A 24,390-nucleotide genomic window follows, 5' to 3' on the forward strand; every position below is an offset into this window, starting at 1 on the left:
ACCCCCGAGAACCAGGCGCCCCCGTCTTCCATGGCACCGTGCCCATCACGGATGTCAGGTCACCGCCCTTGTCCGGCGCCACACCAAACCTCATCCAAGCCATAGGTGGCCCCATGTCCCTGAAACCCAACCCATTGGAGCTGGAACACCAGATCAGGCTCCTTGCGCAGCAACGGGACACCTACATCCAGATCACCGAAGAGCTGAAGGAAAACGAAAAAAAATACCGGACCATCTTCGAAAACATCGCGGACAGCTACCTCGAAGTGGACCTCAAGGGAAACTTTATCTTCTTCAACCAGGCTTTCTGCAAGCTCCTGGGGTACAGCAGAGAGGAGCTCCAGGGCCGAAACAACCAGGATTTTCTCGACAAGGAAAACGCGAAAATCGTCTTCGAGATCTTCACCGGGGTCTACAAATCCAACGAATCGGTCATGGGAGCTTCCTGGGAGATGATCCGCAAGGACGGCTCCAAACGCCGGGTGGAGACCTCGGTCTCCCTGGTAAGGGACCCCTCAGGGGAAATCGTGGGGTTTCGGGGCATCGGAAGGGACGTCACGGACCAGAAGGAGACCGAACGGGTCCTGGCCCTCAACGAAGCCCGCTTTCGGGACATCTCCCTGAGCATGGCGGACTGGATCTGGGAGGTGGACACCCGGGGGGTTTACACCTTTACGGCAGGCAACATCGGCAAGGTCCTGGGCTACACCCCGGAGGAGATGCTCGGCAAGACCCCCATGGACTTCATGCCCCGGGACGAAGCCGATAGCGTGGCAAAAAAGATGTCGAAAATCTTCGCCCTGAAGCACCCCATCGTGGACCTGAAAAACTGGTGCCTGAAAAAGGACGGCACCCGGGTCTGCATGCTCACCAACGGGGTCCCCATCATGGGAGACAACGGTGAATGGCTTGGCTACCGGGGGGTGGACAAGGACATCACCCGCAACTTGATGGTGGAAGAACAGCTCAAAAAATCCCTGGAGAGCACCGAGACCATCATCAACACCCTGCCCATCGGCGTGATGATCGTAAGCAAGGACCATATCGTGCGCCGCATCAACAACGCGGCCCTTAAGATGACAGGCCACGACTCCGAGGCCGACATCGTCGGCCGCACTTGTCACCGCACCATCTGTCCCGCGGATGAGGGCCACTGCCACCTCAAAAACCTCGGAAACCAGGTCGATCAGTCCGAAAAAGTGATCATCCACAAGGATGGACGACGGATTCCGGTCTTTAAAACAGCCCTGCAGGTGGAACTCGACGGCAGCGATGTCATCCTTGAAGCTTTCATGGACATCAGCGCCATCAAAAAAGCCGAGAAAAAGATCCGGGAAAGCGAGGAGAGGATCCGGACGGTCATGGAGACCATCGTGGATCCCGTGGCTGTCTTCAACACCCTGGGGCGGGCCACCTACGTCAACCCCGCCTTTACCCAGGTGTTCGGGTGGACCGCCGAAGAGCTCGGGGACCCTGCCTGCACGTTCATCCCCGATCCCCTGCTCCCGGAAATCCGCCACGCCATCCGAAAGGTGCTGGGGGGGGCCCACATCAAAGGTCTGGAGACAAGGCGCACCACCAAGACAGGCCGCACCATTGATGTCCGGCTGGGTGCGGCCCTGCTTCGCAGTGCCTCCGGAGAAGCCAGCGGCATCGTGGCCAACTTCCAGGACATCACCCGGGAAAAACAGGCAAAAAAAGAGCTTAAACAGATCAACAGGGAACTTGAAAAGGCCATCGAACACGCCCACACCCTCACCCAGCGGGCCGAAATGGCCAGCGCCGCCAAAAGCGAATTTTTAGCCAACATGAGCCACGAGATCCGCACCCCCATGAACGGCATCATCGGCATGACGGACCTGGTCCTGGGCACCCCCCTCACCGGAGAACAGCGCGAGTACCTGGAGATGGCACAGATGTCGGCCAACGCCCTCCTCGGCCTGCTCAACGACATCCTGGATGTCTCCAAGATCGAAGCCGGAAAGATGGAGCTTGAAACCATCGAGTTCAACCTGCGGATCACCCTGGAAAACGCCGTAAATACCCTGGCCCTGAAGGCCCACGAAAAGGGCCTGGAGCTTGTCTGCCACATCCGCCCGGATGTGCCCACCGCCCTCATGGGAGACCCGGGCAGGCTTCGCCAGATCATCGTCAACCTGGCAGGCAACGCCATCAAGTTCACGGAAAAAGGGGAGGTGGTGATCCGCGTAGAAAAAGAGAGCCAGACCGACACCTCCGCCACCCTGCGCTTTGCCGTCTCCGACACCGGCATCGGCATCCCCGTGGACACCCTGGACACCATCTTCCACAGCTTTAAGCAGGCCGACGGCTCCGCCACCCGAAAATACGGGGGCACGGGCCTGGGGCTCTCCATCTCCCGGCAACTGGTCAAACTCATGGGAGGGGCCATCCGGGCCGAAAGCCCCAACCCCTTTGCAGGGGACGAGCCCGTGCCTGACCTCTACCGGGGCTCCCCCGAAGGGGGCCCGGGAAGCATCTTCCATTTCACGGCCGTCTTTGAATTGAACCGTTCGGAAGAGCCGCCCTCCCTGCGCCTCAACAGGCAGGACCTGGCCGGACTGCCCACTCTCATTGTGGACGACAACGCCACCAACCGCTTTCTTCTCCAGGAGATGCTCACCACCTGGGGACTCTCTCCTTCAAGCGCAGCCGACGGCCGGGAGGCCCTGGGCCTTGCCGCCAAGGCCCTTGAAAACGGGAAACCCTTTCGGTTGGCCCTCCTGGACATGCAGATGCCGGAAATCAACGGATTCGAGCTTGCCCAAAAGATCAAGGAGGCCCCCTTCGGCGAGGGGATGAAGATGATCATGATCTCGTCCATGGGAGAAAAAGAGGACGCCCGGCGCTGCAGAGAGACGGGAATCTCAGGCTACCTGTCCAAACCCGTCAGGCAATCGGAGCTCCTCAACACCATCCTCATCACCATGGGCCTTCAGGAGGGAGAAAATACCACGGTCGTCACCCGCCACACCGTGTGCGACCTGCAGGAACGGCTCAAGATCCTGCTGGCCGAAGACAACCGGGTCAACCAGGTCCTCGCCGTCAATCTCCTCAAATCCAAGGGGCATCAGGTCACCCTGGCGGTCAACGGGAAGGAGGCCGTAGCAGCTTACAAGCGCGAAAACTTCGACCTCATCCTCATGGATGTCCAAATGCCGGAGATGGATGGTTTTGAGGCCACGCGAATCATCCGCGGCCTGTCTGAAAAGGGCGCCGCGATTCCCATCATCGCCATGACGGCCCATGCCATGAAGGGCGATCAGGAAAAGTGCCTGGAGGCGGGCATGAATGCCTATGTTGCCAAGCCCATCAACCCCGCCACGCTTTTTGAGACCGTGGAGCGGGTCCTCGGCGGAGCCGAAAGCCTTAGAAAACCCTTTGTACCCACAACCTTTGACATGGCCTCGGCCATGGAAAATGTCCTGGACGACCCCGAACTGTTCCGGGAAATCACCGATATTTTTTTAAAGGAGCTTCCCGGCAACCTGGCCACCCTCCGTCAGGTCTTGTTGACCAAAGACGGGCCGGCCATCGCCCGGTTGGCCCACAGCATCAAGGGGGCTGTGGTCAATTTTGCCGCCACCGAGGCCCACGACACAGCCCAGCGCCTGGAAACCCACGGAACCAACGGACACTTTGACCTGGCAGAAGAAGAGGCCGCAGCCCTGGAAACCTCACTCCATGACCTGGCCCATGAACTCACCCTCACCCTCAAGGGAATGGCCCATGAAAATCATGATCGCCGAAGATGACCTGATCTCCAGGCGCGTCCTTCAAACCAACCTGATGAAGTGGGGCTACGACATCGACGTGGCCGTCAACGGCCGGGAAGCCTTTGAGATGATCACCCGCCCCAGCCCCCCGAGCCTGCTCATCTCGGACTGGATGATGCCCCTCATGGACGGGCCCACACTCTGCAGGGCCATTCGTGACCTGGACATTGCACGGTACATCTACATCATCCTGCTCACCACCAAGGGTGAGAAAAAAGACATCATCCACGGCCTGGAAGCAGGCGCCGATGATTTCCTCACCAAGCCCTTCAACCAGGAAGAGCTCAAGTACCGCATCCGCATCGGAGAGCGCATCATCAACCTGGAACACCGCATCCTCCAGCTGGCCAACACCGATGCCTTAACCGGCATGATGAACCGGCGGGCCTTTATGGAACGCCTTGAGCAGGAGATCGAACGGGCCCATCGCGAGCAGACCGCCCTCTCTTTTCTCATCTCCGACATCGACTACTTCAAACGGGTCAACGACACCTACGGGCACCAGGTAGGGGACCTGGTACTCCAGTGCTTTTGCCAGACCCTGAAGGAAATCCTCCGGCCGTATGACTTTCTGGGGCGTTACGGGGGTGAGGAATTTGTGGTGTGCATGCCGGGCACCATGGATGACCAGGCCCGATCTGTTGCAGAACGGCTGCGAAAAGCGGTGGAGGAAAAAGAGATCATCCACCCCGAGACCGGGGAGCTCATCGCCATCACCTCAAGCTTTGGCACCGCCACCTGCAGGCTGGCCTTGCGGGAAAAAACAGACGACCTCATCAAACGAGCCGATGAGGCCCTGTACCGGGCAAAAGAAGAGGGACGAAACCGGGTGGTGAGCGGAGAGTCCACGACCTGATGCGGGGCATCAGGCATCGGCAGAGCCGTTAATCCCGTACTTTTCAAGGCGGTAGATAAGAACATGGCGGGGGATGCCCAAAAGCCGGGCAGCCTGGGAACGGTTGCCCCCGGAGCGGGAAAGGGCCTGGCGGATGAGGTCCTCTTCCAGGTCCGGCAGGCTCAGCCCGCCTTCCGGCAGGCGAAACGCACCGCCCGGAGCGGTGCCGGAAGAACCGGCCAGGGCAAGGTCAGTGGTGTCGATGGCATTGCCGGAGGCCAAAATGGCGCAACGCTCCACCACATTCTTCAGCTCTCGGATGTTGCCGGGCCAGGGGTGAGCCACCAGAGCGCCTGAAGCGCCCTTTGTAAAGGCAAGAGAATGGCCGGAATGGGAACCGAAGGCGGCAAGGAAGTGGTTCGCCATGGGCACGATCTCTTCGGGGCGCTCCCGCAAGGGGGGGATGTGCAGGGGCACCACGCCGATGCGGTAGAAGAGATCCTCCCGGAACGCACCTTCCACAATGGCCTTGGCAAGGTCCCGGTGGGTTGCCGAGATCAGGCGGATATCGCACGAGATCACCTTCTGGCTCCCCACGGGCTCCACCTCCTTCTCCTGAATGGCACGCAGGAGCTTTGCCTGAATGGCCAGGGGCAGGTCGCCGATCTCATCAAGAAACAGGGTACCCCCGTTTGCCGCCCGAAACTTTCCAGGCTGATCGGAGACCGCCCCGGTAAAGGCCCCCTTCACGTGGCCGAACAGCTCGCTCTCCACCAGGTTTTCAGGAATGGCGGCGCAGTTGACCGTAATCAGGGGGCCGCTGCGTCTCGGGCTCTCCCGGTGAATCAACCGGGCGATGACCTCTTTGCCGGTCCCCGATTCGCCGGTGATCAGGACAGGGGCATCGCTGTTGGCCACACGGCGTGCCGTGGCCACGAGCTGCTCCATCACCGGAGATGCCACCACAGGCGCTTCCTTGCCCCGGATGGCCTCGATCTCATCGGTGAGCTCTCGGTTCTTTCGCTGGAGGGACCCCATCTCCAGGGCCTTTCGGCAGGAGAGCCGCAAGGCGTCCCGGCTGAAGGGCTTGGTGATAAAAGTAAAGGCCCCCTGCTTCATGGCCTCCACCGCCATCTCAATGGTGCCGTGGGCGGTGATGACGATGACCGGGATATCGGGGTTGATCTCCTTGACGGCGGCAAGGACGGAAAGGCCGTCCATGCCCGATAGCTTCACGTCCGTCACCACAAGATCCACCCATTTTTTCGCGAACAGTGCCAGGCCTTCCTCTCCGCTGCGCGCCTCAAGCACGGAAAACCCTCCGGTGGACAAATTGTGCGACGTCACTTCCAGAAGGCTTTCGTCGTCGTCAATCAAAAGCAGATGACCGGCCATGTGAATTCTCCTGACATCAAAGGCAATCAAACGTACCCGTTGGTTTTGGTTCGAACTCCCCTGCCACGCATCCCATTCCGAATGGCCCTCACTCTGTCAGGCAGGGAAAGGAAAAACAAAACTCCGCACCACCTTCATCGCGGTTTCTGGCCTCCAGGCTGCCCCCCAGGCTCTGGGCAATGCGGCGGGAGATGGGAAGCCCCAGCCCTGTGCCCTCCTTACTCCCGGAGACAAAGGGCTCAAAAAGCCTCGGGAAAAAATTCGGATCAATGCCGGGGCCGTCGTCGCTGACGGTCACGGAACACACCCCTTCCGAAACCGTGGCCGTCACATCGATGCGTCCCCCCTTGCCCACCACCGCCACCGCGTTCAGCACCAGGTTCACCAGAACCTGGGACACCTTCTCCCCTTCCACCCTCACCCCCCTGGCGTTGTCCCCGCAGGACATGGTAAGGCGCACCTGCCGATCCTTCAATCGGATGGACATGGTGTCGTTGACATGATCCACCACCTCCGAAAGGGTACGCTCCACCTCCTGGGTTCCGCTCTCCCTGGAGGTTGCCATGGCGAGCATCCCGGCAAGGGTCTTGTCCAGACGCTCCGTCTCTTTAATGAGGATCCCCGCAAACTTCCGGGAGAGACCCTCTTCCGGCGCCTCGTCCAGAATGATCTCCGCAGCCCCCCGAATGGCCCCCAGAGGGTTTTTGATTTCATGGGCCAGGGAAGAGGAGAGCTCCCCTGCCACCGCCCGTTTCTGGCTCACCCGTAACTGATCTTCCAGGCTCAAAAGGGTCCGGGCATCGTCCTTGACCCGCTTAAGGGACGTTTCGAGCTGTTCGGAGACGGCCCGGTACTGTGCGGACACCTGCTTCTCCTTTCCAGAAACAACACCCACAAGGATGCCAGCGGCAAAATAGAGGCCCACCTCGGTGAGTTCGCTGCGATAGGTCACGGGGTTGCGGCCCATGTACAGGAGAAGATGGGGGATAAAGGCGAGAGAATTGAGCAGGGCCATGATGATCCCGCCCCGGAGGCCGTAATACAAGGCCCCCACGGCAATGGGAAAGTAGCTGAGGCGCCGCCAGGTATCGTGGAGGAACATGTCGTGGCCCGGGGTGACAAAATGAAGCACCCCGATCCCCACGGAGACCAGCACAAGCAATATGGGAAGCAGTCGTTTCATGGGACCTCATGTCCTGAGTCAGGCAGTACCCACCAACACGGCATCCCCCACCCGAAGGAGGCCGCCTTCTATCACTTTTCCGAAAATCCCCTCCCGGGGCATAATGCAGTCTCCGGCCCGGTGAAAAATGGCGCAGGGCTTGTGGCAGGTCTTGCCGATCTGGGTGATCTCAAGGACCACGGCATCGCCCAGGGCCACCCGGGTGCCCACCGGCACCTTCAGCCAGTCGATGCCCGCAGTGGCCACGTTTTCGGCAAAATCGCCGAACCCAACGGTGAGGCCCTTGGCCACCATGGTCTCGATCCCTTCCTGGGCCAGAAGGCTCACCTGACGATGCCAGGGACCGGCGTGGGCGTCCCCTTCGATGCCGTGGTCTTCCACCACGGTCACCTCGGAGACGCAGGTCTTGGGAATGCCTTTTTTCGTGCTCACGGCAAGGGAAACCACCTTGCCGGTCTGGTGCGGTGCGTGTGCCATGGTGTACCGTCCTTCACATGTCAAATAAGGGCTCAGCGCCCGATGAGGTAAATCCCGTAGGTGGCCCGCAGGTTGGGCCACACCCTCACCCGGGTTCCGGTGACCCGGATGTCCCGGGAGTTGATGGCCGCCTCCCTTCGAATGGAAAAGCCCACCTCGTCTGCGAACCGGCGAAAATCGTTCAAAGAGAGCACCCGGATGTTGGGGGTGTCGTGCCACTCATAGGGCAGCTCCCGGGTTCGGGGGACGTGCCCCGAGGCAAGCATCTGGAGCCGGATGCGCCAGTGGCAGAAGTTGGGAAAGGAGACCACGGCGTGCTTGCCGATGCGCAGCATCTCCCGGATCAGCCCCGACGGGTCGTAGGCCTGCTGGAGGGTCTGGCTGCAGATCACGTAATCAAAAAAATCATCGGGGTAGTCCCTGATCTCCTCGTTCATGTCCCCCTGGACCACGGTGAGACCCCGCTCGATGCACCGGGCCACCTGGGCTTCGTCGATCTCGATGCCGGTCTCCGACACCTTTTTGTGGCGCTTCAGGGCATGGAGCAGCTCTCCGTCCCCGCAGCCCAGCCCCAGGACGCGGGACCCGGGACGGACCCAGGAGGCGATGATGGACAGATCAAAACGCAGGTTGTTCAAACTCTCAGGCATGGGCCCCCTTTCCCAAAAATCCGGTGAGGATGGTGGTGAGGCGATCGCTGGGCAGGAGAAAGGCATCGTGGCCGCAGCTCGCCTCAATCTCACAAAAGCTCACGTCCACCCCGTGGCGTTTGAAAAGGCTCACGATGGCCCGGTTCTGGTAGGTGGGGTAAAGCCAGTCCGAGGTGTAGGACACCACCAGAAAGGGGTGCCTCAGTTCGGCCATGCGATCCAGGGCCCCGCCGTCGCGAAGGCCTTCCTCCACGTCGAAATAGTCGGCGGCCTTGGTGATGTAGAGCAGGGAGTTGGCGTCAAAGCGGTCCACAAACTTGGCGCCCTGGTAGTGAAGATAACTCTCCACCTGGAACTCGGCATCAAAATCAAAGGAAAACTCATCGCGATCCTGGAGCCGCCGCCCGAACTTTCGGTGCATGGCGTCGTCGGACAGATAGGTGATATGGCCGATCATGCGGGCCACGGACAGCCCCAGGGCCGGTCTCTCCCCGCCGTAGTAGTGCCCCTTGTTCCAATTGGGATCCGAAACAATGGACTGGCGGGCCACCTCGTTGAAGGCAATGGACAAGGCCGAGTGACGCATGGTGGTGGCAAGGGCCACACCCGAGCCCACCCGCTCCGGAAACTGACGGCACCAGGAGAGCACCTGCATGCCCCCCACAGACCCCCCGATGACCGCATGAAGACGCCCGATGCCCAGATGATCCACCAGCTCCGCCTGAACCCTCACCATGTCCCCGATGGTCACCACCGGGAAATCGGTGCCAAAGGGCCGCCCCGTCTCCGGGTTAACGGAAGAAGGCCCGGTGGTGCCCATGCAGCCCCCCAACACGTTGGAGCAGATGACGAAATAGCGATCCGTATCAATGGCCCGCCCCGGCCCCACCATGGTCTCCCACCACCCGGGCAGCTCCTCCCCCGGCGCAGATGCCGCGTGGGAATCCCCGGTGAGGGCATGGCAGATCAAAATGGCGTTGCCCTTGTCCGCATCCAGGGTTCCCCAGGTCTCAAAGGCAACCGTCACCTCCGAAAGGGCCTCCCCGCTCTCAAGGGTCACCGGCCCCTCCAGGGTATGCACCTGCTTCACCGCGTGTACCATCGTTTTTATCCTTCCCCCACGTAAATCAAAAAACCAAAAGCTTGCCTCCGGCGGCGAGGTGAGCCACCTCGAAAGCTGATTGCCCTTGCGCTTCGTCCCTCGTTCCTCGGGCCAAAGCGCAAGGGCCTTCGGACCGGGCTTCGCCCGTGAGCAACGCTAAAAGAACTTCAAATGCCTTCATCTATACCACTATGAAACTTTACCTTTCGTCCCCAGGCTCCGCCTGGGAATAATACACGGAGGCTCTGCCTCCACGGCTGATATCGCTTCGTCCTGTGAATTCAGGTGATTGCACCGGCATATTCCACACCAACAAGGCAGAGCCTGGGAGCGAGAAAACGTGTTGGCAGATCAAATCATGACGCAACGAGTAGAAAAAACAGTGACACTCTCCTCTCCTGCAAAGGCAGTTGCCAAACGTTATCCTTCACGCGAATGCCCCGAAAACGCCTGCATCACCATGGTCTCCATGCATTCGCCACAGGGTTTCCAGGTGCCCCCACCTGGCCGCCGGAGGCGCTTTTTTCTCGTATTTTTCACCAGAAGAAACCGCTGTTTTGAACCTTATCCTCTGCCCATCTCAATGGCCTGGTCCAGGTCTTCGATAATGTCTTCCACGGCCTCGATGCCCACGGAGAGGCGCAGCATGTCGGGGCGGATCCCCAGGGCTGTTTTCTCGTGGGGCTCGAAGGAGACGTACTGGGTGGACCAGGGATGGATCATCAGACTTTTGCAGTCTCCGATGTTGGCCAGGTGGTAGATCATGGAGAGGCCGTCGATGGTTTTGCGGCAGGCGGCTTCGCTTTCAAGGCCGAAGGTGAGCATGGCGCCGAAGCCTTTGCCGCCGAACTGTTTCTGGGCCACATCCCGGTTGGGGTGGCCGGCAAGGCCGGGGAAGTTGACCCAGGCGACCTTGGGGTGGGCCTCTAAAAATCGGGCCACGGCCAGGGCGTTTTCCAGGTGCCTCTCCATGCGCAGGGCCAGGGTATCCAGCCCCACCATGGTGAGGTAGCTGTTCATGGGGGCCTGGGTGGTGCCGTGGTTGATGTGGTGTTCCCGCCAGATGCGGTCCAGGAGCGCCAGGTTCCCTTTTTTTTCCACAAAGGGAGCAAAGTCGGCGAATTTCTCGGTGGCCCAGTCAAAGGCGCCCCCGTCCACCACCACCCCGCCCGTGGCGTTGCCGTGGCCGCTGATGTACTTGGTGGTGGAGTGCACCACGGCGTCGGCGCCCAGCTCCAGGGGCCGGACAAGGAAGGGGGTGCCCAGGGTGTTGTCCACCACCAGGGGGAGACCGTGGGCGTGGGCCAGGACCGCTGTTTTTTCAATGTCCGGTACGTCCATGGCCGGGTTGCCGATGCTCTCGATATAGAGAAAACGGGTCTTTTCGGTAATGGCCGCTTCCATGGCGCCCAGGTCCGTGGGATCGGCCAGGCGGGCGGTGATGCCGTATTTCTTAAAAATACGGGTAAAGAGCAGCCAGGTGGACATGAACAGGGATCGACCAGCCACAAACTCGTCCCCGGCCCGCAAGAGGGCCATGCAGGTGTTGCTGACGGCAGCCATGCCCGAGGCCATGACAAGGGAGCCCTTGCCCTGCTCCAGGTCGCTGAGCTTGGCTTCGAGGACGTCGTTGGTGGGGTTGGAGAGGCGGCCGTAGATATGGCCCCCCTGGCCTGAAAAGGCATCGGAGAGGCTCTCGGCCGTGGGGTGCCTGTGGGAGGCACTTTGATAAACGGGGGGCAGGGTGGCCCCCTCCCAGGCGTGGGTCTCCTGGCCGCTATGGATCACGCGGGTGGCAAACTTCCGTTTCAAGGGGTCGGTCATGGTGTTCTCTCAATCCGAGGAGGGTTGTGTAGTTCAAGACGGGGCAGCGCCGGCACTGCTTCATCTTCTCTTCCCAGGAGAGGGTCCCCTGGGTATCGCAGGAGGTTCCCGAGAGAAACCAGCACATGTCCCCTGCCTGGAATTCCCAGGCAGGACACCTCCTTTTCCGCGCGGGGTCGCACCCCTTCACCGCCCAGCAGGGAGAAACGCTCTGCCCCCTTCTCCGGGCCAGCAGAAAGAGGAGCTGCTTCTCCACATGGGCGGGGACAGAGCGCCACCCCTGCTCGTAGCTGTGGACCGCCTTGACCGACAGGCCCAGCAGTGCCGCCATCTCTTTCTGGGTCTTGGCCAACCGGCCGCGTATGGCCGCGAACTCTTTACTGTCCATGGATTCTCCGATAAAATTTGGTATCGAGCAACGTTGCCCCAAGCTACCACAATGTGGTATGTACGTCAATTAAGGCCGGGCAGGTATGAATGCCGCTTGACCCCACCAACTATTGATCACCTTTTATCGGAGCATACCAGTCCCATGAATCCAATATATCCCCAGGAAGCAGACCGCTGCCGTTCGGAAAACGAGTCCATCGCACGATTTCGCCGGTTGATGCCGGACATCACCCGAGAGATCATCGACAGCTGCAACGAGCCCGAGTGCTTCAAGCACGTGGGCTACGAGCCCATCCCCTCCCGGCACGACGCCAAAAGGATCATCAAGGTGGGCATGCAGGTCCTCTTCCCCGGCTACTTTGCCGGAAAAAAGATCGACCCGTTGAACCTGACGTACCGCATCGGGCAGCTCACCACCACCTTGTATGACCTGCTCACCGAGCAGGTGGTGCTCTCCTTCAGGCACGACTGCTACCGCTACAACAAGTCCTGCACCTCCTGCGCCAGCGAAGGCCACGAGGCGGTCCTCGAATTCTTCCGGGCCATTCCCGACATCAAGCGCACCCTGGCCGAAGACGTCCGGGCCACCCGGGACGGCGACCCCGCCGCCCACAGCGTGGACGAGATCATCTTCAGTTACCCCGGGGTTTACGCCATCAGCGTCTACCGCATGGCCCACAAGCTCTACGAACTCGGGGTGCCCATCCTGCCGCGCATCATGACCGAGATCGCCCACAGCGCCACGGGCATCGACATCCACCCCGGCGCCCGCATCGGGAAGCGCTTCGCCATCGACCACGGCACCGGTGTGGTCATCGGAGAGACCACCCTCGTGGGCGAAAACGTGCGCATCTACCAGGGCGTGACCTTAGGGGCCCTCTCCCTGCCCCCCGGAGCAGGCGAACACCTCAAGGGGAAAAAGCGCCACCCCACCATCGAAGACAACGCCATCATCTACTCCGGCGCCACGATCCTGGGCGGCAAGACCACCATTGGCAGGAACTGCACCATCGGCGGCAACGTCTGGCTCACCTCATCGGTGCCCGCGGACACCAAGGTCTTCATCGAAACCCCGGAGCTCATCTACATGGACTCCAACGGGTCAAAAACGAGGTGAGCCACCTCGAAAACGGGTTCGACGGTAGCGGTTAAGTCAGCCTTACCGGCGATATGGGCTTCGCTGCCTCTCATCGCTATGCCCGAACCGCAACGGTGTTAGCCCGTAACGGTCCAAAGCGACACGCACATCAAAGGAGACCTCATGTTTAAATATAAAACCGTAGACCAATCCATCGGCAGGACCCCACTGGTCCGCCTCAACCGCATGGCCGAAGGCTTGCCCGTGGAGATCTACGCCAAGCTGGAGTTTTTCAACCCCGGAGGGAGCGTCAAGGACCGCCTGGGTTTTGCCATGATCGAGGCCGGAATCCGGGACGGGCGCATCAATGACGAGACCCTCATCGTGGAGCCCACCAGCGGCAACACCGGCATCGCCCTGGCCATGCTCTGCGCCCGCCGCGGCCTGCGCCTCTGCCTCACCATGCCGGAGACCATGAGCGTTGAACGGCGCAAGCTCCTCACCCACTTCGGGGCCAAGCTGATCCTCACGCCGGGGGACAAGGGCATGAAAGGCTCCATTGATGCGGCCGTAGACCTCGTGGAAAAAAGCGACAACGCCTTTTTGCCCAACCAGTTCGAAAACCCTGCCAATCAGGAGATCCACCGAAAGACAACGGCCCCCGAAATCCTGAATGCCTTAAACGGCGAAGTGGACATGGTCGTGGCAGGTGTGGGCACCGGCGGGACCATCTCCGGCATCAGCCAGGTGTTGAAACGCGTCAACCCCGACTTCAAGGCCATTGCCGTGGAACCGGCCGAGTCCCCCGTCCTCTCGGGGGGCGCTGCAGCCCCCCACAAGATCCAGGGCATCGGTGCCGGGTTTGTCCCGGGCGCCCTGGACCTGTCCGTGGTGGACGAGGTGGTCACCGTGCCCTCGGAAGAGGCCTTTACCACGGCCCGGCTCCTGGCCAAGCAGGAGGGCCTCCTCTGCGGTATCTCTTCCGGAGCCGCCGTTCATGCCGCCCTTGCCGTGGCCCGGCGCCCGGAATCCAAGGGAAAACGCATGGTGGTGATCCTCCCCAGCACCGGGGAGCGCTATCTCTCCACCCCCCTTTTTGAACTCGCCTGACCGGCAATGGGGATGCCCGGGCTTCCAAAGCACCGCGGCGTCCCCGCCCCGCCTCACGCCCCCTTCACCGCCGCAGTGATCTGGCGCCACACCAGGGCCTCCTCCACCAGCTCCCGAAAGGCCCGCTCCTGCCACGGTACCACCACGAAACGATAGATCCCGGCCTGCTCCCGATGGGCCACCAGGGCCTCCAGCCGGTTGAAGGGGCAAAGCATGAGCCGGACAGCCCGGGGCGCAAACTCCCTGCTGAGCCACAGGCACTCGGCCCCGGTCATGTCCCCGAGGGATTCCCCAAGCAGGATCATCTCAACAGGCCCGTCCTCCATCTGGTTGAACACCTCCTCACCGGAGCCCACCACCGTCAGCTGAACAGGGCAGGGTGAAAGGCTTCGCGCCAGGGCATGGCGAAGGGAGGCCGAGGCGTCCCCCGCCACCAGGGAAGGGGTGAACCAGGGACGAAACAAGGTGGTCCGCCCCCGGCTCACAGGCACCATTTTCTCGCGTATCATGGCCAGGAAGGTATCGGTGAGCTCCGGGTCAAAACGGCTCCCCCGGCCGCTTCGCATAACGCCCAGGGCCGCCTGGACCGGCATCTGTTTCCGGTAGGGGCGATGGGTGGTCAAGGCATCAAACACGTCCACCAGGGTGATGATCCGCGAGCAGATGTGTATCCCCTCCTCCCGCAGCCCGTCGGGGTATCCCTGCCCGTCCCAGCGCTCATGGTGCTGGCGGATAAAAAGCGAGGCGGTCTCCAGGGGCCCCACACACCGGGTGATGGCATGGCCCCGCTCGGAGTGCAGGCCCATCAGGCGCATCTGCGCGGGGGTCAGGGGGCCCGGCTTTTGCAGGATATGGTCCGAAACCCCGCCCTTGCCGCAATCGTGGAGCAGGCTGCCGAACACCAGGTGGGGAAACACGATACGGGGCAGCTTGACCCGCCGGGCCAGGGCCAGGGCATAATCCATCACCCGCAGGCTGTGCCCCCGGGTGACAGGGTCCCTGGGCAAAATGGCCCGGACCAGGTCCAGGGTGGCATCCATCTCCTCCCGGTCCAGGGCCCGGCCCGACCGGAAGGCATCTCCGGCCACATCACCCAACTTTTCCCCGTGTTCATCCACGCCCTCGCCCCTTCCCCCCATCATGGCTGTTCCCGTTCCCCCATGACCCGGACGATCACCTCTTCGAGCTCTTTTTTCTTGATGGGTTTGGTGATGTATTCGTCCATGCCCGCCTCCAGAAACCGTTCCCGGTCCCCGGCCATGGCGTTGGCCGTCACCGCGATGATGGGCACAGGCCCGTGCCCCGGTTCCGGGATCTCCAGGGCCTCCTGCTCCAGCTGCCGAATGGCCAGGGTCGCCTCCAGCCCGTCCATCACCGGCATCTGCCCGTCCATGAGCACCAGGTCAAAGGCTTCACTGCCGAAAGCGTCCACCGCTTCCAGTCCGTTGCTCACCACCTTCACCGTATGCCCCAGCTTCTTCAACATGCTCACGGCCACCCGCTGGTTCATGGGGTTGTCTTCGGCCAGCAGCACGTGGATGGCGGGAATCCCGGGCATGGTTTCCACCGACACACCGCGGGCCTTTGTCTCCCGCTCTCGAAGATCCGGGCTCTGGTCCCCTGCCTCACCACGATGCAGGACCTGATTCAACCGCTCATACAGGTCTTTCTTCCTCACCGGCTTGGTCAGGCAGGCAGAAAAGCCCAGCTCCGCCATGTGCGCGGCGTCCCCTTTCTGACCGATGGAGGTGGCCATCAAAGGAGGTGCGGGTGGTCTCCGTCTTTGAAGCACCGCCCAAAGAGGCCCCGTCCATACCCGGCATCTGCATGTCGATGATGGCCGCATCAAAGGGCGTTCCGTCCTTGCGTGCCTGTTCCGCCATCAGCAGGGCGCTCTCCCCGGACTCCGCCTCGGTAACCCGGCTTCCCCATGATCGGGCATACTCCCGAAAGACCCACCGGTTCACGGCGTTATCGTCCACCACAAGGAGGTGGGCGTTCTCAAGGACGTCGCTGGAGTGGAACCACTCTTCCCGCGCTTCTGTTTGGATGTCGAATTCTGCGGTGAACCAGAAAGTGGTCCCCTGTCCCGGACGGCTCTCCACCCCGATGTTGCCGTTCATCAGACGGGTAAGCTGCCGGGAGATGGAAAGCCCCAGCCCTGTGCCTCCGTACCGCCTGGTGGTGGAAACGTCCCCCTGGGAAAAGGAGTCGAAGATCCTGGAGCGGGCCTCCTCCTCAATACCGATGCCCGTGTCCGCCACCTCGAAAAAGAGCCTCACGCCCTTGCCCGTCTTCTCTTTCAGGGCCACCCGGATCATCACGCTGCCCTTTTCCACAAACTTAACGGCGTTTCCGGCCAGGTTGGTGAGGATCTGCCGCAATCGCACCGGATCCCCGTTGAGGTGCACCGGGACGTTGTCCTGGATCAGGCAACCGAAGGCGATGCTCTTTTCCCCGGCCTTGATGGCCATGACATCGCTGAGGGGCTCCAACACATGGCGCAGGTTGAAATCGATGGCCTCGATGTCCAGCTTGCCCGCCTCGATCTTGGAAAGGTCGAGGATATCGTTGATAAGAATCAACAGGGCATCGGCACTGGACTTCACCGACTCGGCGTACTCCTTCTGCTCAGGAGTCAGCCCGGTGTCCAAAAGGATATCGATCATGCCGATGACCCCGTTCATGGGAGTGCGGATTTCGTGGCTCATGTTGGCCAGGAAGACACTCTTGGCCCGGGTGGCGGCTTCGGCCTCCTCTTTGGCACGCTTCAGGATCGCCTCGGCGTGCTTCTGGGTGCTGATCTCCCGACAAATCCAGACAATGCCGATGGGGTTGTTTTCATGATCCGCCATAAGGGAAGAACTCATCCAGGTGGGAAATTCCCGGCCGTTGCGGGCCACGTGGTCGATCTCCCCCTCGCAGCTGCCGTAGCGTCTCACTTTTTTCAGAAAATCCCGTAAGGGGCCTTCGGCCTGATTCCGGGTATGAAACGACTCCAGGTTCACCCCCACCAGCTCCTCGGTACGGTACCCGTGCATCTTGGCCCAGGAGGGGTTCACAAACTCCACCACCCCTTCCAGGTCTGCCACCGCAATGCCGTCCACGGACTGCTCCATGGCCGCTTTGAAACGCAGCAGGGAATTCTCGCTGAGCTTGCGCTCCGTAATGTCCTGCACCGTGCCGATGAGGGAAACCACCTCCCCGGATCGCCGAAACTCCTTCACCTCCGGTACCTCGGCCCGGATCCAGCGGATATCCCCGTTGCCCCGGACAATACGGTATTCCAGGGGCTCCCCCTTACCTGTCTCGGCCATCTTTCGCCCCGCCCGCACCACCATCTCCGAGTCTTCCGGGTGCACCATGCGTTGTATGACCTCCTCAAACCGGCCCTCAATCCTGCTGCTTTCGCTTTTGTCTTCGCCCCTGTAGATGGCCACCATCACATCGGAGAGAACCACCCTGTCCTCGGTCAGGAACCACTCCCAGCTTCCCAGCCCGGCAATACGGTTGGCGCGTTTGAACGATGTCTCGTTCTCGCCGACGACTTCCGCAAACCGTTTCTCCTCCAGCTCCCGCACCAGGGTGTCGTTGACCACCTCAAGCTGCAGGGTCCGCCTGTTCACAACACCCTCCAGAGTCTCCCGGTGTTTGATGAGCACCAGCTCCGCCTGCTGGCGCCTGCGCACCGTGGCCCAAAGGCTGATCACCAGGGTCACCAGCAAGAGCCCCGCCAGGTAACCGACCCGGGTCATCATCAACTGGCCGGGGGGAAATGGCGGGTACGGATCGCCGGAGAACAGCCCCACCACCGTCCATCGAAAAGCAGGTATGGCCTCGGACACAACCTCATACCGCTCAGCCCCCACCAACACCTCGGGCTGTCCCGGGTCCCACCCCAGAAGCTTCAGGGGCCGCCCCCCAAACTGCCGTTTCAGGTCCACACCTGCGCTCTCCGCCTCCGTAGGGGGCTCTGAAACATGAAAGAGCCACTCCGGCGTGTTGCTTGCAAACACCACCCCAAAAGGGTCCATAAGAACCACAGGGGACGAGACCTCCTGAAACAGGGCATCCACCGCCTCCAGATCCAGTTTGAACACCAGAACGCCCACGGGGTCCATGCCCCTGTCCCAGACAGGAATGGACATGTAAATCCCCCGCCGATGGGTGGTCACCCCCACGGCCGGGTACACCATGCGCCGCCCGGTCATGGCATACTTGAAATAGGGACGGAACCGATAGTTCAGCCCCGTCACCCTCTTCTCCCCGTCGTAGACAGAACTCGCCACAGTGAGCCCTTCGCTGTTCATCAGGTAGATAAGGGCCACGTGCTCTGCATGGGCCAGCATGTCAAACAGGTGTTCCAGTTCCGCATGGGGCTCACCGGAGAGCACCCCACGGAGCATGGGCTCGGTGCTCAGGCTCTCAATAACCTCCCAGCGGTGGGAAATCATCTCCCCTAACTCTGCACGAAACCCTCGCAAGGTGGTCACCCGCTCCTTATGACGCATTTCTCCCTTCAGAAAATGCACGCCGAACCAGAGCCCCACGGAAAGGGCGGCCACCAGAAGGGCCCAGAACAAAATGTAACGCCATAACTTCATGGGGTATGAAACTCCGGCGCAGGGGATTTTAGGTCACAGGGAACAGGCTGCACATGGCCAACCGCGTACAAAACGCCGTGTGATGAGTCCTTTTACAGGCCATACCGCTTTCAGCGGCCTCACACGGGGAAGCGTTTTTCGCGGAGGGCACGCAGCCGTCCGATGGGTGTCGACGGGGAAGGAAAAAACAAAGGGCAGGCATCAGCCGCCCTTCACATGTCCATGCCCCGGAAGAGACAACAGGAGGAAAGACGTTGTTCGATCAACAACAATGATGCGTGTTGAACCAGTATACACGCAGCCGCGAGGCAACGTCAATTTGTTTGCAATGTCCGGGAGTTGACTTACCAGACCACAGGAAGGCGCACCAGGGTCCGGGCTTTGTTCTGGAAGAGAAGGTACCCCTTATCGCGACCGTAAAGGTACAGATCGCGGGTCAGGGCCACGTCTTTCTGGCAGTAGGATTCGATGAGGTCCAGGCGCCCTTCCTTCCACCAGGCCAGGGCGGCCAGGCCGTCGGCGCTCTTTTCAGCGCCCAGGGTGTGGCTGGAGAGATGGTCCAGGGAGAGGCGATACCCGAGGCGCTTGTGCACCTCGTCGAGCATGTCCAGGGTGGGGAGCCTGTGAAAATCGGCGCCGCACACCCCCGAAAGCACATCGTAGTCGAACCGGCGGATGTTGAAGCCCACCACCAGGTCCATCTTCTTCAAGAGCCGGGCCATCTCCGGGATTTGATCCTCGGTCCAGGCGGTGTAGGCATCGGTCTTGGAATCGTAGAGCACGGCCACGCTCACCCCCATGAACCGGGCGCGGCCCCAGCCGCCCACCTCTTCGGCGGATCGCCTTGTCTCCACGTCCAGCACGGCGTAGCGTTTCGGAATCGGGGGTTTGCCCCTTGAGTCCTCGGGTTTGGGTGCGGGGAACCGGGGGACAGGCTCCCCGGAGAGAAGGGCCGGAGCAAGGGGTGTTTGAAGCTTTTCAAGGAGCACCCGGGAGGCTTCCTTGTCGATGGGCCGGTTCCCGGAGCCGCACTTGGGAGAGTGGACACACGCCGGGCAGCCGGTCTCGCAGGGGCAGTCCCGGATCACCGACAGGGTCCGGTCAAAGAGGGCCTCGGCCTGGCCGAACACCCCGGCACAGATGCCGATGCCCCCGGGAAAGCCGTCGTAGATAAAGACCGCGCCCTTTCCAAGCTGGGGGTGGTGGGGAATGGAGATCCCCCCGATGTCGTTTCTGTCTGCCATGGCAAACAGGGGCAGAATCCCGATGGCGGCATGCTCCACAGCATGGATGCCCCCCATGAAATGACGCTGCTCTTTTTCCATTTCCACCCGCACGGCCTCGGGCACCTCCAGCCAGAGCCCCTCGGTCTCGAACACCTGGGGAGGAAGGTCCAAGGGAATCACGGTGAGGAGCCGCTGGCCCTTGACCAGCCGTTTTTCGTAGCCGGTGATGGTCTCGGTGACTTTCAGCTTGCCCACGCCCACCCAGGCGTTGCCCAGGGGCTTGCGGTTGCTCACCTCAAGGATCTCCGTGGCCTTGTGGCTGCGGATGCGGGTGAAATAGTGGACGCGTTGCTTCTGGGCCACGGCCGTTCGCTTATCCAGGTCCAGCTCCGTTACCACGTAGGAGTCCCCCCGGTGGATGTACACCGCCCCGGGGTAGGTTTCCCGCACGGCCCGGTGCCCGTCCACGCTGCCGATGAGCTCACGGCTCTCCGCATCGACAATGTCGAAGGTATCCCCCGTGCCCCGAAGCGCCACGGACCGCTGAGGAAACTTCCGGTGGGAAAAGAGAAGGTCCCCGTCCGCGCTGGCCAAAAGGGACCCGAAGGCCTCCATGCGGGAGAGTTTGTCGGCAACGGCCTCCTGGCGACACAAGGGTTCGCCCCGCCGCAGGGGGAGCTCGGCGGCCGCGCAGTCCAGGTGTTTGGCCATGAGCACCTCGTTGGCCGGGTTTACCGCCTTTTCCGGGTCCATGGAGAAAAAGAGGTCCGGGTGGGTCATCATGTACTGGTCCAGATCCTGGGGCAATCAGAGCATCCCGGGAATCGCGGCCGCTTCGCCCCACGCGCCCGGCCCGCTGCCAGGTGGCCATGATGCTCCCGGGGTAGCCCACAAGGATGCACAGGTCCAGGCCGCCGATGTCGATGCCCAGCTCCAGGGCGCTGGTGGAGACCACCGTCAAAAGCTCCCCTTCGGTCATCTTACGCTCGATCTCCCGGCGCTCCTCCGGCAGAAAGCCGGAGCGGTAGGCCGTGATTTTCTCCCCGAAATCCGCTTTTTTGGACGCCGCCCACATGGCAATGAGCTCGGTCATCTTCCGGGACTGACAGTAGACAATGGTGCGGAGCTCCCGGTGCATGGCCGAATGAATCAACTTGATGGCCGCCTGGGAGGCCCCTTCCGGGGTGTTGAGAAGGATAAAATGCTTGGTGGAGGCAGGGGCCCCGCTTTGGGTGATGGCCGACACCTCCACATCGGCAAGGCTTGAGGCGTGCTCCGCCGGGTTGCCGATGGTGGCCGAAGAGAAAACAAAACAGGGGTCCGAGCCGTAATACCGGCAGATCCGCTTGAGGCGCCGGAACACCCAGGCCATGTGGGAGCCCATCACCCCTTTTAAGGTATGGACCTCGTCCACCACCACAAACCGCAGGCCCCGAAGAAAGGTGGCCCAGGAGGCATGGTAGGGAAGGATGGAGAGATGGAGCATCTCCGGGTTGGTCATGAGGACATGGGGCGGGCGGGTACGGATCTTCTTGCGGGCATGGGGCGGGGTGTCCCCGTCGTAGATGGCTGCCGTCACCGGGTCTGCGGCAAACACCGCCGAGGTGAGGCGCTCAAGGCCCTTGAGCTGGTCCTGGGCCAGGGCTTTCAGGGGAAAAAGGTAGAGGGCGTGGGTGTCTGGCTGGGTGAGGACCGCTTCCATTACCGGAAGATTGTAAATAAGGCTCTTGCCGCTGGCCGTGGGCGTGGCCACCACCGTGTGTTCCCCCCGCCTGATGGCCTCGATGGCCGCCACCTGGTGGCTGTAAAGGCGCTCCACCCCCATCCCCTTTACCGCCCCCTCAAGGGCGCCGGGCAACGGCGGGTCAAGCTCCCCAAGGGAAGCCTCGCGCCCCGGGATGACCTTGTGGGCGGCAATATGGTGCGAGAACACCTCGTGCCCGGTCATGCCCCGGATGTAATCATCCACCGCCATCTATTCCTCCGTCATGGTTGCCATGCGTGACACACGCTCAAAAAAACCGACCTTCGACTCCTCGGGAAGCCTTACCGACAGCCCCACCACCGCCGTGAACGACTCGCTGAGCACCTCGCCGCCGTGGGCCGCCACCTCACGTTTCACCGCCGAAAGGTCTGCGTAGGCCACGGTCAAGTTCACCGGCTCGGAGGTGGCGAAAAAGGTGGTGGGTATCTCCTCCAGACACCGTTTTACCATGCCGCCGTATGCCCGCACCAGCCCTCCGGTGCCCAGCTTGGTGCCCCCGAAATATCGGGTCACCACCACGGCGATCTCACCGATACCGCAATGGAGCAAAACCTGATGCATGGGCGGACCCGCCGTGCCACGAGGCTCGCCGTCATCCCCCATGCCCGAAACCGAGGAGCCCGGCGACCCTGCCACAAAGGCGTGGCAGTTGTGGGTGGCATCCCGGAATTCCCGCTTCATCGCCTCCACAAACCCCTTTGCCTCATCCGCGGACGAGACCCTCTCGGCCGTTGCGATAAACAGGCTCCCCCCGATCTTCTCTTCCACCCGGTGCCTTCCCACCGGAACCCTGTACCCATCCATACCACCGCCTGTGTCACATCGTGGGGTTATAAAATGAAGCGACAAAATCAAAGGCCACCCGAACCTCCCACCTTTAGCCCTTAGCCTTTTGCCCTTTTGCCTTTCGCCTTAGCGTCAGCTCTCAGCCATCTATATCCCCCCCACTAAAAGGATGCAACCGCCCCGCTTTTTGTCCTTGGTTTTTCGCCGATTTCGTGGTTTTCTGAACATTGTGATGATGCTTTGATGAGAACACACGAGATGACAGACGCCACATATGCCATCATACAAAAGGGTTCCGCGCGACCACCCCATGAAGTGGGGAAAGGTGAGGCCCCTGCGGCCAGCCCCCCTTGAAAAAAAGTCTGCTTCCACACTGTTCTGATATCTGATATATCAGAACAGCGACATCATCCATGCAGCCGCCTCACAGGCACACCGGCTTATTTAAACATCAGAACCATGAGGAGATGTGACCCATGCCCAACCACCAGACCATTCGTATCCAGGAAACCGATATCTTTCTTCGCAGGAGCGGCGAAGGAAACAAAAAAAGCGTGATCTTCCTTCACGGAATGCGCTTTTCATCCCTTAACTGGGAAGAGCTGGGTACCCTTGATCTGCTCGCAGACAAAGGCTTTGACGCCATCGCCGTAGACCTGCCCGGCTACGGCCAGTCACCTGCCGCCGACATCGAAAAGGAGCAGGTCCTCCCCCTGATTATCGAGGCCTTAGGGGTCAAAGCCCCCATCATCGTGGCGCCCTCTTTCAGCGGCGAGTACGCCCTGCCCGTGGTCTCCGAGCACCCCTCGGATTTTTCCGCCGTGGTGGCTCCCGCCCCCCTGGGCATTCCCGAAAACGCCGGTGCCCTCAAAGGCACCTCCCTGCCCTTCCTCATCATCTGGGGGGACAATGATCCCATCGTCCCCGTGGAAAACGCCCACATCCTGGACAGCGTCCTGGCAGACAGTGAGGTGGTGATCCTCCCCGAAGGCGGCCACCCCACCTACCTCAACCAGACCGAGACCTTCCATCGCCACCTGGTGAGGTTCCTGGAAAAATTGTAGGCTTGTAGCCCACTGCCGCATGGATCCGAGATATGACCATGCACCCCTATGACAAAAGCCCTCGGCTGATCTCCACAGATTGGCTGAGGGCTTTTTTGTATCATTCAGGCCAAACGAGCCTCCGGCGGCCCTGCCGGGGGCCAAACTTTTAAAAAGTTTGACAAACAGATCTTAAGCAAGCCTTCCAGGCTCCGCCGAAAGAATGTTGCCTGTTTCGTGCATTAGAAAAGTTTTTTGCGGAGCTTTTTTTCAAAAAAGCGACCCGCCGGAGGCTTATTTAAACGAAACAAGGTGCAGGAGACCCGAGGTTATGCGCTTTGTCCATCCAGAATAACCCCGATGGCTTCTCCGGCGGCTTTGAGACCAAAAATGGCGGTCAGATAGGAGATGCTGCCGAGGACCGGGGCGATGCGCTGGCCGTCGTCGGTGGGTTCTTCGCCGGTGGTGGACGGGTTCTTGCGGGCGGGTTCGGTGGAGTAGACGCAGCGCACGCCTTCAAACACCCCTTTTTTGTGGAGCCGTCGGCGCACGCTCTTGGCCAGGGGGCAGATGCGGGTCTCGGAGATATCGCCGGAGGTGATGAGGTTGGCGTCGAGCTTTCCTGCGGCCCCCATGCTGGCCACGATGGGAATATTGCGCTCTTTGGCGTTGATGATGAGAAACACCTTGGAGGAGAGGCTGTCGATGGCATCCACCACCACGTCCATGGGGCGCTCCAGGATCGTGTCCGTGGTCTCTTCGTTGATGAAGCAGTCAAAAACCGTCACCTCGCACTCCGGGTTGATGTCCTTGATGCGCGCCTCGGCCACCGCCGATTTTTTCATGCCCACCGTGGAGGAGAGGGCGTAGAGCTGGCGGTTGATGTTGCTCTCGCTCACCACGTCGTAATCCACCAGGGTCAGCTTCCCCACCCCGGCCCGTGCCAGGGCCTCGGCCGCAAAGGAGCCCACCGCCCCCAGCCCGCAGATGGTTACGTGGGCTTCCCGCAATCTGTCCAGCCCATCTCGCCCGAGAAGCTGCTCTGTTCGCGCATGGCGCGTTGGTGTCGTCATGTCTGTAGATGCCTCCGGCGGGTCGCTTTTTTAAAAAAAAGCTCCGCAAAAAACG

The 24,390-nt window shown here is 61.2% G+C and carries 18 protein-coding genes and 1 pseudogene; 5 read left to right on the forward strand and 14 right to left on the reverse strand.

Annotated features, from left to right (window positions below):
* The first annotated feature begins 113 nt into the window (after positions 1–113).
* Both ACOYW2_RS22580 and ACOYW2_RS22585 read left to right on the forward strand, forming a co-directional pair.
* Complete coding sequence (locus ACOYW2_RS22580; protein ID WP_482768070.1) at positions 114–3,773, forward strand: PAS domain S-box protein; 3,660 nt, start codon at positions 114–116, stop codon at positions 3,771–3,773.
* Complete coding sequence (locus ACOYW2_RS22585; protein WP_482768071.1) at positions 3,748–4,650, forward strand: diguanylate cyclase; 903 nt, start codon at positions 3,748–3,750, stop codon at positions 4,648–4,650. The genes ACOYW2_RS22580 and ACOYW2_RS22585 overlap by 26 nt, the downstream gene beginning before the upstream one ends.
* Before the next feature lie 9 nt (positions 4,651–4,659).
* Here ACOYW2_RS22585 and ACOYW2_RS22590 read toward each other — a convergent pair whose 3' ends face one another.
* The 7 genes from ACOYW2_RS22590 to ACOYW2_RS22620 all read right to left on the reverse strand — a co-directional run bounded on the left by ACOYW2_RS22590 (position 4,660) and on the right by ACOYW2_RS22620 (position 11,648).
* Positions 4,660–6,024 carry a sigma-54-dependent transcriptional regulator gene (locus ACOYW2_RS22590; protein ID WP_482768072.1) on the reverse strand — a complete coding sequence of 455 codons (1,365 nt, stop codon included), beginning with the start codon at positions 6,022–6,024 and terminating at the stop codon, positions 4,660–4,662.
* A gap of 88 nt (positions 6,025–6,112) precedes the next feature.
* Entirely contained in the window at positions 6,113–7,207 is a 1,095-nt protein-coding gene (locus ACOYW2_RS22595) for a sensor histidine kinase (protein WP_482768073.1), read from the reverse strand.
* A gap of 18 nt (positions 7,208–7,225) precedes the next feature.
* On the reverse strand, positions 7,226–7,684 hold the full coding sequence (locus ACOYW2_RS22600) for an MOSC domain-containing protein (protein ID WP_482768074.1): 459 nt from the start codon (positions 7,682–7,684) through the stop codon (positions 7,226–7,228).
* A 32-nt stretch (positions 7,685–7,716) separates the two neighbouring features.
* Complete coding sequence (gene metW, locus ACOYW2_RS22605) at positions 7,717–8,334, reverse strand: methionine biosynthesis protein MetW (RefSeq protein ID WP_482768075.1); 618 nt, start codon at positions 8,332–8,334, stop codon at positions 7,717–7,719.
* Positions 8,327–9,436: a homoserine O-acetyltransferase MetX gene (gene metX, locus ACOYW2_RS22610; protein WP_482768076.1), complete on the reverse strand. Its 1,110-nt coding sequence runs from the start codon at positions 9,434–9,436 to the stop codon at positions 8,327–8,329. The genes metW and metX overlap by 8 nt, the downstream gene beginning before the upstream one ends.
* Positions 9,437–10,000: 564 nt before the next feature.
* Positions 10,001–11,260, reverse strand: a complete 1,260-nt coding sequence (locus ACOYW2_RS22615) for an O-acetylhomoserine aminocarboxypropyltransferase/cysteine synthase family protein (RefSeq protein ID WP_482768077.1) — start codon at positions 11,258–11,260, stop codon at positions 10,001–10,003.
* Positions 11,214–11,648, reverse strand: a complete 435-nt coding sequence (locus tag ACOYW2_RS22620; RefSeq protein ID WP_482768078.1) for a two-CW domain-containing protein — start codon at positions 11,646–11,648, stop codon at positions 11,214–11,216. Before ACOYW2_RS22620 ends, ACOYW2_RS22615 begins: the two co-directional genes overlap by 47 nt.
* Positions 11,649–11,792: 144 nt before the next feature.
* On the opposite strand from ACOYW2_RS22620, the gene epsC reads away from it, so the two are divergent.
* Positions 11,793–12,767 carry a serine O-acetyltransferase EpsC gene (gene epsC / locus ACOYW2_RS22625; RefSeq protein ID WP_482768079.1) on the forward strand — a complete coding sequence of 325 codons (975 nt, stop codon included), beginning with the start codon at positions 11,793–11,795 and terminating at the stop codon, positions 12,765–12,767.
* Positions 12,768–12,911: 144 nt separating this feature from the next.
* Complete coding sequence (gene cysK, locus ACOYW2_RS22630) at positions 12,912–13,838, forward strand: cysteine synthase A (RefSeq protein ID WP_482418199.1); 927 nt, start codon at positions 12,912–12,914, stop codon at positions 13,836–13,838.
* 53 nt (positions 13,839–13,891) lie between these two features.
* Here cysK and ACOYW2_RS22635 read toward each other — a convergent pair whose 3' ends face one another.
* From ACOYW2_RS22635 to ACOYW2_RS22660, 6 genes and pseudogenes are all read right to left on the reverse strand, one after another.
* On the reverse strand, positions 13,892–14,980 hold the full coding sequence (locus tag ACOYW2_RS22635; RefSeq protein WP_482420133.1) for an HD domain-containing phosphohydrolase: 1,089 nt from the start codon (positions 14,978–14,980) through the stop codon (positions 13,892–13,894).
* Positions 14,977–15,555, reverse strand: coding sequence for a response regulator (locus ACOYW2_RS22640; RefSeq protein WP_482768081.1), 579 nt, complete (start codon positions 15,553–15,555; stop codon positions 14,977–14,979). The genes ACOYW2_RS22635 and ACOYW2_RS22640 overlap by 4 nt, the downstream gene beginning before the upstream one ends.
* Positions 15,494–18,442 (reverse strand): ATP-binding protein, encoded by a 2,949-nt coding sequence (locus ACOYW2_RS22645; RefSeq protein WP_482768082.1) that lies wholly within the window; start codon positions 18,440–18,442, stop codon positions 15,494–15,496. The genes ACOYW2_RS22640 and ACOYW2_RS22645 overlap by 62 nt, the downstream gene beginning before the upstream one ends.
* Before the next feature lie 344 nt (positions 18,443–18,786).
* Positions 18,787–20,451 (reverse strand): Zn-binding domain-containing protein, encoded by a 1,665-nt coding sequence (locus ACOYW2_RS22650; RefSeq protein ID WP_482768083.1) that lies wholly within the window; start codon positions 20,449–20,451, stop codon positions 18,787–18,789.
* A gap of 106 nt (positions 20,452–20,557) precedes the next feature.
* Positions 20,558–21,643, reverse strand: a pseudogene (locus tag ACOYW2_RS22655) (DEAD/DEAH box helicase); the annotation flags it as partial.
* A complete protein-coding gene (locus ACOYW2_RS22660) occupies positions 21,644–22,237 on the reverse strand; it encodes an IMPACT family protein (RefSeq protein WP_482768084.1) in 594 nt (197 codons plus the stop codon).
* A gap of 458 nt (positions 22,238–22,695) precedes the next feature.
* Between ACOYW2_RS22660 and ACOYW2_RS22665 the strand changes: the two genes are divergently transcribed.
* Entirely contained in the window at positions 22,696–23,283 is a 588-nt protein-coding gene (locus tag ACOYW2_RS22665) for an alpha/beta fold hydrolase (RefSeq protein ID WP_482768086.1), read from the forward strand.
* A 308-nt stretch (positions 23,284–23,591) separates the two neighbouring features.
* Here ACOYW2_RS22665 and ACOYW2_RS22670 read toward each other — a convergent pair whose 3' ends face one another.
* Positions 23,592–24,335, reverse strand: coding sequence for a tRNA threonylcarbamoyladenosine dehydratase (locus ACOYW2_RS22670; protein WP_482768087.1), 744 nt, complete (start codon positions 24,333–24,335; stop codon positions 23,592–23,594).
* Between the last annotated feature and the right edge of the window lie 55 nt (positions 24,336–24,390).

The sequence above is a fragment of the Desulfoluna sp. CLI2B genome (assembly GCF_056847375.1).

Coding starts and splice junctions, on each gene's coding strand:
- ACOYW2_RS22660 (WP_482768084.1), bottom strand. CDS start 22,237: ATGGATGGGTACAGGGTTCCGGTGGGAAGGCACCGGGTGGAAGAGAAG.
- ACOYW2_RS22590 (WP_482768072.1), bottom strand. CDS start 6,024: ATGGCCGGTCATCTGCTTTTGATTGACGACGACGAAAGCCTTCTGGAA.
- ACOYW2_RS22640 (WP_482768081.1), bottom strand. CDS start 15,555: ATGGCGGAGCTGGGCTTTTCTGCCTGCCTGACCAAGCCGGTGAGGAAG.
- metX (WP_482768076.1), bottom strand. CDS start 9,436: ATGGTACACGCGGTGAAGCAGGTGCATACCCTGGAGGGGCCGGTGACC.
- ACOYW2_RS22620 (WP_482768078.1), bottom strand. CDS start 11,648: ATGGACAGTAAAGAGTTCGCGGCCATACGCGGCCGGTTGGCCAAGACC.
- ACOYW2_RS22580 (WP_482768070.1), top strand. CDS start 114: ATGTCCCTGAAACCCAACCCATTGGAGCTGGAACACCAGATCAGGCTC.
- cysK (WP_482418199.1), top strand. CDS start 12,912: ATGTTTAAATATAAAACCGTAGACCAATCCATCGGCAGGACCCCACTG.
- ACOYW2_RS22650 (WP_482768083.1), bottom strand. CDS start 20,451: ATGATGACCCACCCGGACCTCTTTTTCTCCATGGACCCGGAAAAGGCG.
- ACOYW2_RS22600 (WP_482768074.1), bottom strand. CDS start 7,684: ATGGCACACGCACCGCACCAGACCGGCAAGGTGGTTTCCCTTGCCGTG.
- ACOYW2_RS22635 (WP_482420133.1), bottom strand. CDS start 14,980: ATGATGGGGGGAAGGGGCGAGGGCGTGGATGAACACGGGGAAAAGTTG.
- ACOYW2_RS22585 (WP_482768071.1), top strand. CDS start 3,748: ATGAAAATCATGATCGCCGAAGATGACCTGATCTCCAGGCGCGTCCTT.
- ACOYW2_RS22645 (WP_482768082.1), bottom strand. CDS start 18,442: ATGAAGTTATGGCGTTACATTTTGTTCTGGGCCCTTCTGGTGGCCGCC.
- ACOYW2_RS22665 (WP_482768086.1), top strand. CDS start 22,696: ATGCCCAACCACCAGACCATTCGTATCCAGGAAACCGATATCTTTCTT.
- ACOYW2_RS22595 (WP_482768073.1), bottom strand. CDS start 7,207: ATGAAACGACTGCTTCCCATATTGCTTGTGCTGGTCTCCGTGGGGATC.
- metW (WP_482768075.1), bottom strand. CDS start 8,334: ATGCCTGAGAGTTTGAACAACCTGCGTTTTGATCTGTCCATCATCGCC.
- ACOYW2_RS22615 (WP_482768077.1), bottom strand. CDS start 11,260: ATGACCGACCCCTTGAAACGGAAGTTTGCCACCCGCGTGATCCATAGC.
- ACOYW2_RS22670 (WP_482768087.1), bottom strand. CDS start 24,335: ATGACGACACCAACGCGCCATGCGCGAACAGAGCAGCTTCTCGGGCGA.
- epsC (WP_482768079.1), top strand. CDS start 11,793: ATGAATCCAATATATCCCCAGGAAGCAGACCGCTGCCGTTCGGAAAAC.